Below are 17,050 nucleotides of genomic sequence, written 5' to 3'. Positions count from 1 at the left end.
AGCTAAAAACAAGCATCATTTTGCCAATTTCGCCTTTTTTAAAGCAAATTAGAGCGTTTGATTTTAGTCTTCACAGTAACTAATTTTCATGTAATCCTTCATCGGATTGGTCTTTTATGAAGAATAAACGATTGTCAACATGAAAAATTCCAGCTTCTTAATAGCTATATTATTTGCGGGACTGACCACCATTTCCGCCAATGCGCAGTCGATTGTCGACCCGGGCATTTCCATTTATAACTACAAACATCCCAATAAAGCCGCGCAGGCCAAAGCTGCCGGAAAAGAGCAAAATACGATCCGGGTCGCGAACCTGAGGACAGTAGAGCGTTTTGGGAAATATCAAAAAGGGGTTGTCAGCAGCACGCCTAAATACGCGCCACGGGCCGCGACGCTTGTTGTGACACGGGAGTACAAGCCGGAAGGCGTGGAAATCAATCCGCTAACCTCACCGAGAAATTATAAAACCCCCGCTATCAATGTGACCAAGGATACAGCACAAATGGCTGACTACTATAACAGCCCTGACAAGGTTTATCCAACCAGAGATTAGGACTATGTGTTGATCTCAAAAGCGCCGGCCCATGTGGCCGGCGCTTTTGTTTTGGCCCGTCACATATAACAACACTAATAATTATTTGAATTTTATACTCAGTTACCTTGACTGACATTTTGAACCACAGCAGGAAATCAATTCTCAATGGTTTTCTCAAATCTTGTCAATAGCTCAAAAATCTATCCAAAAATTTATCAAAAAGTTCAAATAAAGACATTTAGGAGTTTTTACAGCTTTTTTTGTCCATTTAAAACGTGCTCATTTTTCCACTTCGAAAAACTAAACTCTTTCCGGGCAGAATGCTAACGCAGCAAAAAATAAAATTCAACATGCTTGAATTTTATAGTTTTATGTTTGAAATGGATATGAATTGCTAACCATGCAGCGGGTAATTTTGAAACCTAGTCCTTTACAGTTTCCTTTACTATTACTCTGTTATGCATCCTAAACCATTCATTTTCTCAGCATTCCTGGCCTTTGCCTTATCCGGAGGCACATTATCCCGGGCCCAGGCCGTCCGTGTTTCGGATCCCGGGATTTCCATCCACAATTACAAGCACCCCAACAAAGCGTCGGCCGCCCGAACGGAACAAATGGCGGGCTTTGTTCTGAATTCATCTGATCCTGCACTGGAAGCCCGCTTCGCCCGACTCGATGTCGGCAGGAATCAATCCGATCCTACTCCGAAATACGCATCCCGACCGGTCACATTTGTTGTTTTCACAACACAGCACAAACAGAAAGCCGGTATCAATCCCCTGACCTCAACACGTCATTACAAAACGGGGAGTGGATTGCGAGCCGCCAAAACTGTCCGGGAAGAGTGGCTTTGCGGGACGATGTAGCTGTAAAGTTTGCTGTCCATGACCAGGCCGGTGTCCGAACACCGGCCTTTGCCGTTTGAATCGCCAAAATTTACTTAACAAAGAAAAATTATGACGATTACAAGTACACACTGTATTTAATCAATTTTTAACCCACTGGTTTTGTAGCCAATATTTGAATTTCATAATTTCAGCTCATGATACCGAATGAGACCGTCGAGTACTTTTACCAAACGCACCCGGCTGCGAAAGGTTTAAAAGGTCCGGATAAAACAACCGGGGACGAGGGGCATTTCAATGTGTTCTCCCGCGTATTCTGCAACAAATATACTTCCTACGCAAGAAGGGATTTTTACAAAATTTCACTGATACTTGGTAAGGGCCGGATTACCTACGGCAACCACGAGATCGACATCAACCGGAATGCACTCGTTTTCTTCAACCGCAACGTCCCCTATTCCTGGCAAGCGTTGTCCGGGGAGCAGTCCGGCTTTTTCTGCCTTTTTACCGACCAGTTCCTGAGTACGATCAACCGTTCATCGACCCTAAACGATTGTCCTATCCTGCGCAGCGACGCCATCCCTGTGTATTTCATCAATGAGGAACAGCAGGAATATCTGCTGAGCATCTTCGGCAAAATGCAGACGGATATTGAATCGAGTTACGTACACAAATATGATCTCATGCGCAATTACGTGAATGTGATCGCGCATGAGGCGATGAAAATGCAGCCTTCCGAACTCAGCGATATGCATGTGAATGGCTCCGCACGGCTTTCCACACTATTTCACGATCTGCTCGAACGTCAGTTCCCAATCGAATCGCCGGAGCATAAGCTCAAACTCAAAACTGCGAAAGACTATGCCGGCAAACTCGGCGTCCACGTTAATCATCTCAACCGCGCGTTGAAGGAAATAACGGGAAAGACAACAACGGAACATATTATCGACCGCGTCCTGGCACAGTCCAAAGTCATGCTCCGGCATTCCAACTGGAGTGTCGCCGAAATTGCTTTCTGCCTGGGATTCGAGTACCCGGCCTACTTCAACAATCTCTTTAAAAAACAAATTGGCATCACACCGAAGTCCTATCGGGTTCATGAACGATAGTGCTGTTTGAATTTTATAAGATATTGTTTGAAAGTAATAAAGAATATGGCTGGTTGCCGGACTAACTTTGCGAAGCAATTCGACAGGGCTCGCAACCAACCGGATAACCCACACACGTACCCGGTTCAATCGCCTCCTAATTTCAATGCAAATGACATCGAAGAAGTATCTCCCGTCCCTGTTTCTGACCCTCGCGATGGTCGCCGCAGGTGAAACGCTTACTGCTCAGACACTGACTTTACCACAAGCCATCGAAACAGCGCTTTCCAATTATGGAAGCATTAAGGCCAAAAGCAGCTATGTAAATGCATCCAAAGCAACCGTCCTGCAAAGCAAAAAGGAATACCTGCCTAATCTCAATGTATCGGCCCAGCAGGATTACGGCACCATAAACGGCCAGAACGGTCCTTTGTATGGGCTTGGCTTGTCAGTGGCTTCGTCGGGGCTGCCACTACCGGAACAAAACTGGAACTCTGCGTTCGGGGCGCTTTACCTGACGAATGTCAACTGGGATTTCTTCGCCTTCGGACGAGCCCGGGAACGCATCAATGTCTCCAAATCGGTTGTCACACGTGACGAAAGCGATCTGGAACAGGAACGATTCCAGCACGGCGTGCGTGTAGCCGCGGCATATCTCAACCTGCTTGCCGCCCAACGGTTGATCAGATCGTGGGAAAACAACCTGACACGCGCTACGGCATTGAAAACCGTCGTGGTAACCCGCGCCAAAAATGGCCTGATACCCGGTGTAGACTCCTCCCTGGCGAATGCCGAGGTTTCCAATGCCAAGATCAGCATTACACAGGCCCGCGATTTCGAACAGGAGCAGGCCAACACCCTGGCCCGTCTGATGGGGACCACCGATCAGCGGTTCCAGCTGGATACCACCGTCCTCAGCCGCATTCCGAGGGCCGTCGCAGATACGGCGGTTCGCCCGGAAAACCATCCGTTGCTGAAATTTTATGCCAACCGGATCGCGGTCAGTGAGCAGCAGGCCAAATACTACCAAACACTCGGAATGCCCGTATTTTCACTTTTTGGTGTGTTCCAGGGACGTGGTGCCGGATTTTCATCCAACTATGCGAGTGATCAGCACGCTTACACGCAGAACTATCTGGAGGGTATCAAGCCGGTCCGGGCCAACTATCTGCTGGGTGTCGGTGCTACCTGGAACCTCACCGGTGTTCTCCGGACCAGGCAGCAGGTCATGTCGCAGAAGTTTGTTTCCAATGCGCTGAAAGAAGAATACGATCTGACCGACCAGCAGATTAAGAACCAGCTGATCCTGTCCGAAACCAAGATTGGCAACGCCATGGCGAATTACCGCGAAGCGCCCGTACAGGTGCAGTCCGCTTCGGATGCCTACCTGCAAAAGAGCGTGCTTTATAAAAACGGACTGAGCAATATCGTGGACGTAACCCAATCGCTTTACATCCTCAACCGTGCTGAAACCAGCCGCGACATAGCTGTTACGAATGTATGGCAGGCAGTGCTCCTGAAAGCCGCGGCAGCGGGTGATATCGGCCTGTTCCTGAATCAGTAGGCTTTGCAGAAGACCTGGCCGTCTTCCAATCGAATTATACTTTACAATTACCCCTGTAACATGGATTTAATACGTTTTGCACTCCGTAAACCCATTACGATCATGGTGGTGGTAGCCGGTTTGTTTTTCTTCGGTATCAATGCGGTGCGGAATATCAAGGTCGATATTTTCCCGAAACTGGATTTGCCGGTGATGTACATTGCCCACCCGTTCGGTGGGTACACACCTACCCAAATGGAGACTTTTTTTGCCAAGCAGTATATCAACATTCTGCTTTATGTAAATGGCATCAAAAGTATTGAAACCAAAAATATCCAGGGATTAACCCTGATGAAGGTGAATTTCTACCCCGGCACCAATATGGCACAGGCCTCTGCCGAATTGAGCGCATTCACCAACCGCGCTCAGGCCATTTTCCCGCCAGGCTCCAACCCTCCGTTCATCATCCGTTTCGATGCATCGACCCTTCCGGTAGGACAACTTGTACTCAGCAGCGAAAAAAGAAGCAACAATGAATTGCTTGACCTTGCCAATGTGTACGTGCGGTCGACATTCACATCTATCCCAGGTCTGGTTTCCGCTCCACCGTTTGGGGGAAACATCCGCACGATCGTCGTCAAGGCGGACCCGGAGTTACTGCGATCGCATAACCTTACGCCCGATCAGCTTGTGGAGGCATTGCGGGTGAACAACCAGACCGCGCCTTCGGGTAACGTACGCATTGGTGATAAAAACTATATTACGCCCACGAACACGACCGTCCGCACGGTGAAGGATTTTGAAAACATTCCGCTTTTTAAAGGCGGTGTCCAAAACCTGTACCTCCGCGACGTAGCTACCGTGGAAGACGGTGCCGACATTACTTCGGGCTACGGATTGGTCAATGGCAAGCGGTCTGTTTATTTGAGTATCGCGAAAGGCGCCGACGCTTCCACCTGGGAAGTGGTACAAAATCTCAAAAAGGCTATTCCGCGCATTCAGAATACATTACCGGAGGATGTGAAGGTCAGCTACGAGTTCGACCAGTCTACTTATGTGATGAACTCGGTCATGAGCTTGCTGACGGAAGGAGCTATCGGTGCGATCCTGACCGGCCTAATGGTGCTCCTCTTCCTCGGCGATGCCCGCGGTGCATTGATCGTCATCCTGACTATCCCTACTTCCATCATCGCGGGGGTTTTGTTCCTGAATCTCTTTGGGCAGACAATCAACATCATGACACTGAGCGGATTGGCACTTGCGATTGGTATCCTGGTAGACGAGAGTACCGTAACGATCGAGAACATTCACCAGCATTTCGATATGGGCAAACCGAAAGCGCTCGCTATTTGGGATGCCTGTAAAGAAATCGCGTTCCCCAAACTGCTGATCCTTTTCTGTATTCTGGCGGTGTTCGCGCCAGCATTCACAATGGGTGGTATTCCGGGTTCTTTGTTCCTGCCACTGGCCCTGGCGATCGGTTTCAGCATGATCGTTTCGTATTTCCTGGCGCAGACATTTGTACCTGTGATGGCCAACTGGATCATGAAAGTGAAGCATCATCAGAAACCCGACGGTTCACAAATGACCGACGCAGAAGAGTTTGCCGCCTCGGGTCTCAGCAAAGATCCTGACGCACAAAAAGAAGCGCTGATCCACCGCACCGATTTCGACCAGAATGGCAAAGTGAGCACATTCGAGCGGATTCGGGCCCGGTTTATGAGATTTATCAACCGGGTGATGCCCTTCCGGAAACCCATAGTGGCCGCTTATCTGATCATAACCACCGCATTAGCTGCGTTCTTGTTAAACAATATTGGCAAGGATGTTTTGCCGAAAGTAAACGGTAGCCAGTTCCAGGTGCGCCTGCGCGCTCCCGAGGGTACACGAATAGAGCGCACGGAGGAAAAAACACTGAAAACCATCGATATTATCAAGAAACTCGTGGGACCACAGCATGTATCGGTAACCTCGGCTTACGTCGGCCAGCACCCCGGGCTGTTCTCTGTAAGTCCCATTTACCTGTTCATGGCAGGCCCGCATGAGGCTGTTTTGCAGGTGGGTTTACATGAAGGCTTTCATGCGAATCTGGATGAATTGAAAGAAAAGATCCGCAAGAAGGTCAAACAGGCGATGCCGGATCTGACGATGTCTTTCGAACCCATTGAACTGACTGATAAAATCCTTAGCCAGGGTTCACCCACACCTATCGAAGTGCGGATGTCGGGACGTGATAAGAAACTGAACGAGCAGTATGCGCAAAAGGTGATTGCTAAATTGAAGGAGATCAGCTATCTGCGTGATATTCAGCTCGGCCAATCCACTAAATATCCGGCAATCAACATCGAAGTTGACCGTATCCGGGCCGCACAACTGGGTGTGGATATGAATGATGTTTCCAGATCGCTTATCGCTTCGACATCTTCTTCCCGCTATACTGACAAGAATATCTGGGTAGACGAAAAAGGCGGTTTCAGCTACTCGGTGCAAGTGCAGGTTCCGGAAAGCAAAATGAACAGCATTCAGGAAATGGGTGAAATTCCCTTGCTTAAAAACACCAACCGTCCCGTGTTGAGCGACATTGCGACCATTACGCCCGATACGACGTATGGCGAAAACGACAACCTCGGTGCCATGCCCGTGCTTTCGGTGACTGCCAATCTGAATAATACCGACCTCGGCGTAGCGCAAGCCGATGTGAGAAAGGCATTGTCCTCTCTGGGCGAACTGCCCCGGGGATTGACCGTTGAGCTGGTTGGTTTAAGCCAAACATTGACCGATACCCTCGACAGCCTGCAAAACGGGCTTGTAGTGGCTATTGTAGTAATTTTCCTAATGCTGGCGGCTAACTTCCAATCGTTCAAAGTATCTGCGATCGTACTCGCGACTGTTCCCGCGGTAATTCTCGGTTCACTTGCATTGCTAATGATCACCGGCTCCACATTGAACCTTCAATCGTACATGGGCATTATCATGTCTGTGGGAGTATCTATTTCAAATGCCGTGCTTCTGATTACCAATGCCGAACAGCTTCGGAAGCACAGTGGCAATGCCATCGAAGCCGCAAAGGAATCGGCAGGTCTGCGCCTCCGCCCTATTGTAATGACAGCCGTGGCGATGGTTGTAGGTATGATCCCGATGGCGAGCGGGCTGGGTGAGGCGGGCGACCAATCGTCCCCACTGGGCCGGGCCGTTATCGGCGGACTGATTGCGTCTACTTTTGCGGCTTTGTTCATCCTGCCGCTAGTGTTCGCCTGGGGACAGGGGAAAGCCGATACCCAAAGTGTTTCACTGGATCCTGAGGATGAAGAAAGCAAATACTACGTTCCCATGACCCGTTAATTTAAACATCGAACCTATCCGACCATGAGACATATTCATCAAATCGCTATCACTATACTCGTTGCTGGATCAACAGTAGTATTGCAAGGCTGCGGCCAATCCAAAGCCGAAGAAGAGGAAAGCAAGAAAGCCCCCGCAGAAAAGGCTGCGGTGGACGCATTCCCGTTGAAAAAAGAACAATTGGCATCGAGCATCCAGATCCCGGGCGAACTGATCGCTTTCCAACAGGTTGACATTTATGCCAAAGTGAGCAGTTTTGTTAAAAAGCTGCATGTGGATGTAGGTTCGGAAGTCCGTGAAGGGCAGCTGCTGGCTACCATGGAAGCACCTGAACTCACCTCGCAGCTGGTAGCCAGCGAATCGCGCCTCAAATCTTTCGAGGCAATTTACCAGGCCAGCAAGGCCAACTACGAACGTTTACTCGAAACCAGCAAGACACCGGGTACCGTTTCACAAAATGATCTGGATGTAGCGTTGGCGAAGCAGAAATCAGATCTCGCCCAACTGGATGCCGCACGATCGGGCAGCAGGGAGATCACCGATAACCGCAACTACCTTGAAATAAGGGCACCATTCAGCGGCATTATCTCTGCGCGTAATGTAAGCACCGGTGCCTATGTAGGCCCATCGGGCAAAGGCTCCGAGTTTCCACTTTTCACATTGGTAGAGCAGCGCAAACTGCGTTTGGTAGTGAGTGTGCCGGAGCAATATACCAGCTATCTGAAAAATCAGAGCCAGGTTACATTCAAAGTGAAGTCGCTGCCCAACCAGAGTTTCCCGGCCAAAGTAACCCGCCTGGCCGGTGCATTGGACACCCGACTACGCTCACAACGTACCGAAATGGATGTAGTTAACACCGATAGAAAACTTTTGCCCGGTATGATAGCAGAAGTTTCCATTCCATTGACAGGCGATGTCAGCACTTTTGCCGTGCCAAGTACGGCGGTACTCAACTCTACGCAAGGAACTTATGTGATCAAGATTGCGGATAAAAAGGCGGTATGGGTACCTGTCAAAACAGGCAGCAGCAGTACGGACAAAACAGAGATCTTCGGGGATGTAAAAGAAGGTGATGTACTGGTGAAAGTAGCTAACGAAGAAATACGCGACAATTCAGATATCCACGGCGTAAAACAGGAAGGCATCTAAACGCTGTCAACGCAGGGCATTTTTGCCCTCATTCAATACAATTCGCAGTTTGAAACCAGCAAGATCGGTCTTTACCTCACGGCAAAGACCGTTTTTGTAGGAGTATATACCCAGTTTACCGTCCGGTAATTGCACACCGTACTTTCCATCCGAGAGCTTGCTGACGTTGCACATTTTGCCATACCGTTCGGAATACACTTCTCTTATATTGACTGGTTCTTTGTAATAAAGTCCGGTAATGGTGGCCAGGATAGGCGTATTTACTTCGATATTGGCCTTCCCTTCCGAATCTTCGCCAGAAAACAGTACTTCATAAAGCGTTTTGGCACTCCCTTTCGTGAGGGTTTTCTCTTTCAGGTCACCATTGACGTGGTGTGAGCAGGTGGCTGATACCAGCTTTCCGTGTGCGTAGCTGGTCTGGGTCGAGTAAGACCCTTTGTAGAACATAATTTTAAAGACACTTTCGATCCGGTGCGTCTCCGCATCGTCCTCCCCTTTGTCCGCGAATACTTTCAATGACCCGATGGTCCGTCCCGCCACAATCACATCATAGACATTCTGGGCATTGGCGACAGAAACGCAAAATATTAAAAACCCAATCACTGCAAATCCCGATACGCGCATCTTCCGGTCGTTTAAATTTCTGAATAGTGTGCAATCCTTTTATAACTCTGAATCTCTCGCTCGTATTGCTTTTGAACAAAGATTTCCAGGCTGTTAACCTAACACATTACCAAAGAAAACAGGCGACCGTATAATAGAAACAGGGACCAAATGCCGCCTCATTTACGCAACGGCACATGGTCCCTGCGCGCGTCAGAACCTTCCGAATTTAAGCGTCAGGTTATAAGATACATTACTCAAATCACTATCGGTGAGACCATTACCTTTGGCATTAAATGCTTTCCGATAAGAAACCCCCGGGCTAAACCGCATCCATTTCAACAAATTGAATTCAACCTGCACACCAGGCTCCATTACAAAGAAGAATTTGGCATCGTCATCATCGTAACGATCATCCCAGTCATCCCACTCCCAGTTGTCGAAATCGCGGCGGTCATACTGTAGTGTAAAACCCGTGCCAGTAAGGAGGTTCGCCGAAAAATGCACTTTGCGTGTGGAGGCAAACACATACTCGGTCATCAGTCCAAACTGCCCGTACTGATAGGTCATTTTCCTGGCAGGAAAGTTTTGTTGCGCCAGCGGTACCGGAATGTAATTGGTCGTCGCCGATGCCCCTACTCCGAGCAGAAACCGCTGGTTGATAAACCAGCCGCCATAAAGCTCGGCCATATTCGCAAAATCTCCATTGATTTTCGTGAACTTATTGGATATCGCCGCATAGCCCCCCGAACGGTAAATCCCACGGTTCTTAAAGATGGTCTCATTGTCCTGGGCGTAGGTGCGCGCTATGCCGCCAAGGCAAAAAATAAAGATGAATGATAGAATGATCCTTTTCATGATTGCTAAGTTGTTTCTTAGGAGACAACCCAGCAATATTATCCCCCTATGCCACCATCAACTTTTGCACGGGGCTATTGGGCCATCGAAAAATCGAGCTGCTGGATCAATGCCGGATTCTCCGGTGACAGCGTGAAATACACACGGATGTTGCCCGTGGTCCCCGTCAGCAAAAATGTCCCCCGCAACTGATTTTCGGCCTCCATGTCCGATGAACCTGTAATGGCCCCGGCCTTGCTCAGCAGCAAGTCCAGCTCCTTTTTACGATGTGTGACAGAGCGGTCCGGGAAGAAGTTTTCCGCAAAAATGCCGCTTTGCTCGGCATTTTGCCATCCCGGCAGCAATCTTACCAGCTCTTCCTTCCGCTGCGTCAGTACCCGTGAAACTTTTATCGGTAGCGGTTTAAGTCCCGCGAGCGCAATCACAGTGTCGAGCACCGCAGTGTTAATTGCCGCCATGCCCGCATATGTACGATTTGCATGCGCGATGATACCGATTCCATATTCCGGCAGTATCTGCCACTGACTCCCAAAACCTGGCAACCCGCCTGTGTGCCCGATACCCGTACGTCCTTCGCAATCTCTGGTCCAACGGAGTCCATACCCATACGCGGATACCATTGCGCAGGGCCGCCCAGCCGGATATTTGTAGGAGGCATTAAGGTTATTGAAATTCCACGGCATCTGCATTTCCCGGACGTCGCTTCTGGATACGGGCCCGGTTTCCGGCGCGGATGACGCCGGCCAGGCTGCAAGGTGAAAGCTTACATATTTACTAAAATCTTCGATAGATGTGATTAGCCCGCCCATAGCACCGTATGTGCCATCATGAAGCAACTCCTCTTCCTTCCAAATGCCATCTTCATAGCGGTATCCGTGCGCCAGCAGGCTTTTGGGCGCTTCGGTATACTCCCAGATGGTGCTGTTCATGCCCAGTGGTTTGAAAATAACCTCATTGATATATGCCTGATAAGGCTTTCCGGAGACATTCGTAATGATCTTGCCGAGCATCGCAAAACCAAGGTTACTGTATTCATAAGTCACGCCAGGCACATTCGAGAATGAGATCCCTTTGGAAATCAATGCGATGAGTTCATCATCCCTGGTGTCCAGCTGCCGGTCACCCCAGGGATTATCCTCCGGAAAGCCAGCCATATGCGTCAGTAGGTGCCGGATCGTGATCTCCGGCGCGTCTTTTGTCAGAGATGGCATCCTACGTAGTTCCGGAATGTATAGATAGGCCGGATCGTCCAGTTTAAGTTTCCCCTCCTTTCTGAGTGCCAGAATGCCCATTGCGGTCACGCTTTTCGACATCGATGCGATACGGAACAGCGATTTGGGAGATGCTTTAACCGACGTTCCAATTTCCGAGAAGCCGTTTGCGCCGGAGAGCAGCAGTTTGCCATCCACCACCAAACCGAATGCTAGCCCGGGAAAGTGGTTTTTATCCGAATAATCTTGATAGAGTTTTTCAATGACCGGCAGCGTGGACCTGATTTTGGCGAGCCGGTCGTCGGTTGCCTGCTGGGCTTGCGATGTGCATACAAAAATGCTTAGGAGTGATGTAAAAATGAGCCGCATAATGGTCTGGGTTTGATTTCGATGCCAGGTGGTGAATTTAACAAACCGCCCTTGTTTTGCCTACTTATTTATTCATCACTGTCTTTTCGGCCGGCATTCCCCTCAAAAAAGCCTAAAATCTTCATTTTGTACAATACTTACTTTTTAATTTTATCAAAAAAGTACAATTTATTTGAATTTAATTAGCGACAAATCCGTTAAATTTGCATCTGAGAATATACATGAAAAATAAAGTGCAATTTTCAGGACTAAAACACTGATTGTCTAAAAATTAAAAAAATCATATTACATACATACGAAATCACACTTGGGCGCATGGCCTGATAAAATTTTCGCTCCTATGAATTATTCAATTTTCGCCCCTTCCGATTCGAGAAAATACCTGAGATGGGCAGTCGCTGCCTTCTTCTTCGTACAAGGTCTCAGTTTTGCAGCCTGGGCAAGCCGGATCCCCGATATCAAGAATATGCTACACCTCACCGAGGGCGGGCTAGGTACCGTGTTATTGGCATTGCCGATCGGCTTGATGGCCTCCCTTCCTATTTCCGGATGGATGGTAACCCACTACGGCAGTAAGAAAATGGTGCTGATCGGCGCTGTGCTGTATGCGACCACGCTGATGTTCATCGGGTTTGTAACCCGCACCGAGCAACTTGTCATTGCTTTGTTTGCATTCGGACTCTGGGGTAACCTCACCAATATCGCCGTAAACACACAGGCAGTAGCCGTCGAACAAGTTTACGGAAAATCCATTATGGCGTCCTTTCACGGCTTATGGAGCCTCGCAGGCTTTGTCAGCGCGATGATCGGATCACTGTTTATTTCGGTACATATCCCTCCTCATATCCATTTCATCGTGATCGCCCTGGCAGCATTTGCAGTCATTTTCACAGCCTACAAGCACACGATGCCTGATAGTGAAAAGAATGAAGGCGAGGCGCAACCGATGTTCGTTAGACCCGACCGCGACCTGCTTACCCTGGGATTGATCGGTTTCTGCGCGATGGTCTGTGAAGGTGCCATGTTCGACTGGAGCGGCGTTTACTTCCAGGAGGCAATTCACGTTCCGTCATCCATGACCACATTGGGCTACGTAGCATTTATGGGCACCATGACAGGCGGGCGTTTTGCAGGTGACTGGCTTGCCAACCGTCTCGGACGCCGGAAAATGCTCCAGATAAGCGGCCTGCTCATGGGAGCCGGCCTTGCGATCTCCGTAGGTTTCCCTTACCTGATCCCGGCCACTTTCGGATTCCTGCTGGTAGGCTTTGGCGTTTCATCCGTGGTTCCGCTGGTATATAGTGCTGCTGGTAAATCCACAACGATGTCGGCCGGAATGGCCCTCGCGGCGGTCTCCTCGATCAGCTTCATAGGCTTTCTGATCGGTCCGCCATTGATCGGTATTGTCGCCCAGTTTGCAGATCTGCGGTGGTCATTTGCGATTGTTGGTGTCCTGGCGTCCCTGACCGCCTATTTGTCAACCAAGGCACGTTTGATCGATTAGAACAGCTGGAATTATATTTTTAGTGAGAAAAGAGGATAGTGGAAACGCGATCCTCTTTTTCATTTAAAAACAACCTGCCATGCGAAAAGCCTGTATTTATATTTCGATATTCTGGGTAAGCATTGCTGCCGGTCGCGGGCAGAGCGACTCCCTGCGTAGCCTGGATCTGAATCTGGACAATTACACCTACCCCTTCCCCGTATCCTTCGTGGAGTTTGAATCCCAGGGCGAAAAGTTGCGTATGGCCTATATGGACGTGCCTTCCAGCGCAGCCAATGGCAAGACCGTCATGCTCCTGCACGGAAAGAACTTCAACGGTGCTTACTGGGAACAAACAGCCAAAGTTCTCGTGCAGAAGGGGTATCGGGTCATTATCCCGGACCAGATAGGCTTTGGAAAGTCGGCCAAGCCGCTTCATTTTCAGTATTCCTTCCACGAGCTTGCTGCTAACACGAAAAGGATACTCGATCAGTTAAACATCAGCAAAATAACCGTTTTGGGCCACTCTATGGGCGGAATGGTAGCCACCAGGTTTACATTGATGTATCCCGGGATCGTAGAGAAACTAATCCTGGAAAACCCGATAGGTCTCGAAGATTACAAGCTGAAAGTCCCCTATCAGCCGGTTGACAAATGGTACATGAGCGAATTGAAAAGCGATTTCAACTCCATTAAGAACTATCAGCTCGCGAGTTATTACGATGGGAAATGGAAAGATCCCTATACCAAATGGGTAAATCTGCTTGCCGGCTGGACACTTGGCAAGGACTACCCCCGCATTGCCTGGAACAGCGCGCTCACGTACGACATGATCTATACACAGCCCGTTTGCTATGAATTCGGGCAAATCAAGGCTCCGACGTTGCTGATTATCGGGCAACGGGACAGGAGCGCGGTGGGAAAGAATCTCGCACCTGAAAACGTCAGAAAGACGCTTGGCAATTACCCGGAGCTGGGCAGACAAACCAAGGCAAAGATCACCAACAGCGAGCTGGTGGAGCTGGATAATATCGGACACCTACCCCATATCGAAGATTTCGACCGTTTTATCGGACCATTGCTCCGCTTTCTGGCGAAGTAGCGGACCGAAAGCTCTGTATAAAAGCCCTTCCGCTGACAATAAATAGACGGAAGGGCTTTTATTTTAACCCAAGAACTGATTCAGATAGTTGCGACTGGTCAAAATGGCGCTATGTACATCGGCGACGTTACCCTCGTAGGCTTTGTCCTCCACTTCGATAACAACCGGGCCGCGATAACGAACATCAGTCAATGCAGCAAAAAAGCCCCGCCAGTTTACATCTCCCAATCCCGGAAGTTTTGGAGAGTGGTACTCCAGGGGATTGGCCAAAATACCAACATTATTAAGTTTACCTTTATAAACTTTCGCATCCTTCAAATGTACATGATGCAATCTTGATTTATAATTATAAATCGGAAGCACTTCATCCATCATCTGCCATATCATGTGTGAAGGATCATAGTTCAAGCCGAAGATCGGGCTGGGGATAATTTCGAACATCCTGTCCCACACGGCCGGACTGATGGCGAGGTTTTTGCCACCGGGCCATTCGTCGTCCGTAAAAAACATCGGGCAGTTTTCAATCCCAATTTTCACATCATTCTCCTCTGCAACCTTCACAATAGCGGGCCAGACATCCGCAAAACGCGCCAGGTTATCCTTAATGCTCCTGGAAGGGTCGCGACCAATGAAGGTGGTCACAACGGGGATATCCAGCTTCGCAGCACCCCGGATCACCTCCTTAATATGTTCGATGTAATATTCAGAGCGGCTGGTATCCGGGTCCAGGGGGTTGGGGTAATATCCCAAAGCGGAGATAAAAACACCCGCCTCTTTCAGCGCATGCCGGATAGAGGATACTTTCGCCGGTGTCAATTGGTTGACATCGATATGGGTAACCCCGGCGTAGCGCCGACTGTCGGTATTGTCGGCGGGCCAGCACATCATTTCGACACAGGAAAAGCCATTAGTCCCGGCAAATTGAACCACGTGTTCGAAGCCGAAATCGGCCAGGATTGCACTATTAAAACCTAATTTTAGCATAAGGATCCAGTTTTTGAGGCAAACATCCATAAAAATCGACCGGCTTTCAAGGATTCATCCAAAAATTCGACGGCTTCATCCGGGCTGGACGCCATTGGTAACTAACGCTCCCTGTGAAATCCTTTTAATTTTAGTAATATTGATCCGAGAAAATCGATGAACCTTAACACATTATCAGCTTATGGCAGACTCTGAACCGGGTATTGGTAAAAAAATACTCAGCTTTTTCATCAACGATGCGGACGAAGCGGCTGCTAAGCCCACTGCTGCCGACCCCGCTCCGGAACCATCCAAACCCGCAGCGCCTGCGACAGTTCCCAATGCAGCAGGCACGGGGCAGATCGACCGAAAATTCGTCGAGCACTTTGTTAACCTGCTTGAAAAAGCAAATCTGCCCGGCCCCGACTATTTTGAATACAAGCAGGCCTTGCAGAGCATGGAGAGCCTGGGGCTCGGAGAGGAAAAGCAATTTCAGGCTGCATGGGCCAGTTTCAAGGCGATGGGTGGCGCAAAGGATACCGGCATTCTCAAAACTTCTGCGGATCAGTACCTTGCGATTCTTGTAAAAGACCGCGAATCTTTTCTGAAAGACGTCGATAAAGCTATTAAGGACCGTGTTGGGGCATTGCAGGACGAACATAAAAAACTGGAAGAAAGCAATGCCGCCTTTGCACAGCAAATTCTTGACTTACAAAAGAAAATAGACGATAATAAGGCACGACTGGGACAGATCTCGGGAGAGGTTTCTGAACAGACCGCGAAAATCAATACCAATAAAGATAGCTTCGAAGTTACTTATGCGAGCTTTGTAGACCAGATTAGCTCGGATCTTGCAAAAATTAACCAATACCTTCAATAACCTGACAACTGAATCAACAATGGCAACACCAGATTTCTCGCAGATCGGCGGCTCACAGGAAGATAATTCCAAAAAATCCTATTGGAGCCGACCGGAAGGCATTACTTCCCTCCTGTTCCTGGGAGCAGCAGGGGCTATTGCGCTGTACTATTGGAACAAGATCGCCGCTTTCCTGATCGAGGTGACGCAAAACACGCTGTATCTCGGCTTCCTGATGGCTGTACTGGCATTGGTTATCTTCCTGCTGACCAGTAAAGACGTACGAACAGCTGCGTTCTTTTTATTCAAGACCCTGATGCGGAACATTACCGGACTGATTATCAAGCTCGATCCGATCGCTATTATGAAGATATACATCGATGATCTGAAAGAAAAGCGCGAGAAGATGCAGGGCCAGATCAACACGTTGGCGGGTCAACTGGTGAAGCTGAACAAAAACATCAACGAAAACAACGAACAGATCAAGCAGAAGTTTGCCGAGGCTAACAAAGCAAACACGATGTTGGACCGCCCCGGAATGAAGGAAACCGCTTCTCTGGCGACCATCGAAGGGGCCGGTTTACAGGAAATGAACGAAAAACTGCTGCCCTTACAACGGAATATGAAGGTGATTCTTGAGTTTATGGAAAAAGTAAACAAGAGCGCAGATTACATTATTAAAGAGACTGAAATAAAAGTTAAACTCAAAGAAGCGGAATATAGAATTGTAAAGGAGAGCTCCAATGCCTTGCGTACCGCCATCAGCATTTTCAAAGGCAACCCCGACAAGAAGTTCTATTTCGACGAATCCATGGAATATATCCAGGACGACATGAGCCAGAAACTCGGAGAAATGAAACGTGCCATGGACCTGTCCCTCGACTTCATCAATGGCGTAGATGTTCAGAACGGGTTGCTTTCCGATAAAGGTCAGGCCATGCTGGAAGCCTACAATTCGGGGCAGTTCAGACTGATCCAGCTCGATTCCCAGCAAAGCAACACCCGTTCGATAGATACACCGAAAGATTCGAGCTACAAAGGCCTGTTGGATTGATAATTCTTCATTTATTCGCTTCATATTTCTCATTTTACACATTTAA

Annotated in this window: 14 protein-coding genes; 10 read left to right on the top strand and 4 right to left on the bottom strand. The window is 48.8% G+C overall.

Annotated elements, in window-relative coordinates:
* Positions 1-139 precede the first annotated feature (139 nt).
* From BP71_RS04660 to BP71_RS04635, 6 genes are all read left to right on the top strand, one after another.
* Positions 140-553 carry a hypothetical protein gene (locus BP71_RS04660; protein ID WP_496377105.1) on the top strand — a complete coding sequence of 138 codons (414 nt, stop codon included), beginning with the start codon at positions 140-142 and terminating at the stop codon, positions 551-553.
* Between the two features lie 440 nt (positions 554-993).
* Positions 994-1,401, top strand: coding sequence for a hypothetical protein (locus tag BP71_RS04655; RefSeq protein WP_496377104.1), 408 nt, complete (start codon positions 994-996; stop codon positions 1,399-1,401).
* A gap of 176 nt (positions 1,402-1,577) precedes the next feature.
* Positions 1,578-2,489, top strand: a complete 912-nt coding sequence (locus BP71_RS04650) for a helix-turn-helix domain-containing protein (RefSeq protein WP_496377102.1) — start codon at positions 1,578-1,580, stop codon at positions 2,487-2,489.
* A 151-nt stretch (positions 2,490-2,640) separates the two neighbouring features.
* Positions 2,641-4,032, top strand: a complete 1,392-nt coding sequence (locus BP71_RS04645; protein ID WP_496377100.1) for a TolC family protein — start codon at positions 2,641-2,643, stop codon at positions 4,030-4,032.
* A 60-nt stretch (positions 4,033-4,092) separates the two neighbouring features.
* Positions 4,093-7,353: an efflux RND transporter permease subunit gene (locus tag BP71_RS04640; protein WP_496377098.1), complete on the top strand. Its 3,261-nt coding sequence runs from the start codon at positions 4,093-4,095 to the stop codon at positions 7,351-7,353.
* Between the two features lie 24 nt (positions 7,354-7,377).
* Positions 7,378-8,502, top strand: coding sequence for an efflux RND transporter periplasmic adaptor subunit (locus tag BP71_RS04635; RefSeq protein WP_496377096.1), 1,125 nt, complete (start codon positions 7,378-7,380; stop codon positions 8,500-8,502).
* A 6-nt stretch (positions 8,503-8,508) separates the two neighbouring features.
* On the opposite strand, the gene BP71_RS04630 is transcribed toward BP71_RS04635, so the two are convergent.
* From BP71_RS04630 to BP71_RS04620, 3 genes are all read right to left on the bottom strand, one after another.
* Complete coding sequence (locus tag BP71_RS04630; protein WP_496377094.1) at positions 8,509-9,126, bottom strand: DUF6134 family protein; 618 nt, start codon at positions 9,124-9,126, stop codon at positions 8,509-8,511.
* 192 nt (positions 9,127-9,318) lie between these two features.
* Positions 9,319-9,963 (bottom strand): hypothetical protein, encoded by a 645-nt coding sequence (locus tag BP71_RS04625; RefSeq protein ID WP_496377092.1) that lies wholly within the window; start codon positions 9,961-9,963, stop codon positions 9,319-9,321.
* A gap of 74 nt (positions 9,964-10,037) precedes the next feature.
* Positions 10,038-11,543 (bottom strand): serine hydrolase domain-containing protein, encoded by a 1,506-nt coding sequence (locus BP71_RS04620; protein WP_496377090.1) that lies wholly within the window; start codon positions 11,541-11,543, stop codon positions 10,038-10,040.
* Between the two features lie 340 nt (positions 11,544-11,883).
* On the opposite strand from BP71_RS04620, the gene BP71_RS04615 reads away from it, so the two are divergent.
* Positions 11,884-13,047, top strand: a complete 1,164-nt coding sequence (locus BP71_RS04615; RefSeq protein ID WP_496377088.1) for an MFS transporter — start codon at positions 11,884-11,886, stop codon at positions 13,045-13,047.
* 79 nt (positions 13,048-13,126) lie between these two features.
* Positions 13,127-14,128: an alpha/beta fold hydrolase gene (locus BP71_RS04610; RefSeq protein ID WP_496377086.1), complete on the top strand. Its 1,002-nt coding sequence runs from the start codon at positions 13,127-13,129 to the stop codon at positions 14,126-14,128.
* A 63-nt stretch (positions 14,129-14,191) separates the two neighbouring features.
* Here BP71_RS04610 and BP71_RS04605 read toward each other — a convergent pair whose 3' ends face one another.
* Positions 14,192-15,112, bottom strand: a complete 921-nt coding sequence (locus BP71_RS04605; protein WP_496377084.1) for a sugar phosphate isomerase/epimerase family protein — start codon at positions 15,110-15,112, stop codon at positions 14,192-14,194.
* 181 nt (positions 15,113-15,293) lie between these two features.
* On the opposite strand from BP71_RS04605, the gene BP71_RS04600 reads away from it, so the two are divergent.
* On the top strand, positions 15,294-15,971 hold the full coding sequence (locus BP71_RS04600) for a hypothetical protein (RefSeq protein WP_496377082.1): 678 nt from the start codon (positions 15,294-15,296) through the stop codon (positions 15,969-15,971).
* A gap of 19 nt (positions 15,972-15,990) precedes the next feature.
* Entirely contained in the window at positions 15,991-17,004 is a 1,014-nt protein-coding gene (locus BP71_RS04595) for a hypothetical protein (RefSeq protein ID WP_496377080.1), read from the top strand.
* The last annotated feature ends 46 nt before the right edge of the window (positions 17,005-17,050 follow it).

The sequence above is a fragment of the Dyadobacter ginsengisoli DSM 21015 genome (assembly GCF_059568735.1).
Note: the sequence above shows the minus strand (reverse complement) of the source record. Positions and strands in the feature narration are given on the sequence as shown.

Bases quoted from the DNA above. Each gene is read 5' to 3' on its own strand.
- BP71_RS04600 (WP_496377082.1), top strand. From the start codon at position 15,294: ATGGCAGACTCTGAACCGGGTATTGGTAAAAAAATACTCAGCTTTTTC.
- BP71_RS04610 (WP_496377086.1), top strand. From the start codon at position 13,127: ATGCGAAAAGCCTGTATTTATATTTCGATATTCTGGGTAAGCATTGCT.
- BP71_RS04655 (WP_496377104.1), top strand. From the start codon at position 994: ATGCATCCTAAACCATTCATTTTCTCAGCATTCCTGGCCTTTGCCTTA.
- BP71_RS04640 (WP_496377098.1), top strand. From the start codon at position 4,093: ATGGATTTAATACGTTTTGCACTCCGTAAACCCATTACGATCATGGTG.
- BP71_RS04605 (WP_496377084.1), bottom strand. From the start codon at position 15,112: ATGCTAAAATTAGGTTTTAATAGTGCAATCCTGGCCGATTTCGGCTTC.
- BP71_RS04650 (WP_496377102.1), top strand. From the start codon at position 1,578: ATGATACCGAATGAGACCGTCGAGTACTTTTACCAAACGCACCCGGCT.
- BP71_RS04660 (WP_496377105.1), top strand. From the start codon at position 140: ATGAAAAATTCCAGCTTCTTAATAGCTATATTATTTGCGGGACTGACC.
- BP71_RS04645 (WP_496377100.1), top strand. From the start codon at position 2,641: ATGACATCGAAGAAGTATCTCCCGTCCCTGTTTCTGACCCTCGCGATG.
- BP71_RS04615 (WP_496377088.1), top strand. From the start codon at position 11,884: ATGAATTATTCAATTTTCGCCCCTTCCGATTCGAGAAAATACCTGAGA.
- BP71_RS04630 (WP_496377094.1), bottom strand. From the start codon at position 9,126: ATGCGCGTATCGGGATTTGCAGTGATTGGGTTTTTAATATTTTGCGTT.
- BP71_RS04635 (WP_496377096.1), top strand. From the start codon at position 7,378: ATGAGACATATTCATCAAATCGCTATCACTATACTCGTTGCTGGATCA.
- BP71_RS04595 (WP_496377080.1), top strand. From the start codon at position 15,991: ATGGCAACACCAGATTTCTCGCAGATCGGCGGCTCACAGGAAGATAAT.
- BP71_RS04620 (WP_496377090.1), bottom strand. From the start codon at position 11,543: ATGCGGCTCATTTTTACATCACTCCTAAGCATTTTTGTATGCACATCG.
- BP71_RS04625 (WP_496377092.1), bottom strand. From the start codon at position 9,963: ATGAAAAGGATCATTCTATCATTCATCTTTATTTTTTGCCTTGGCGGC.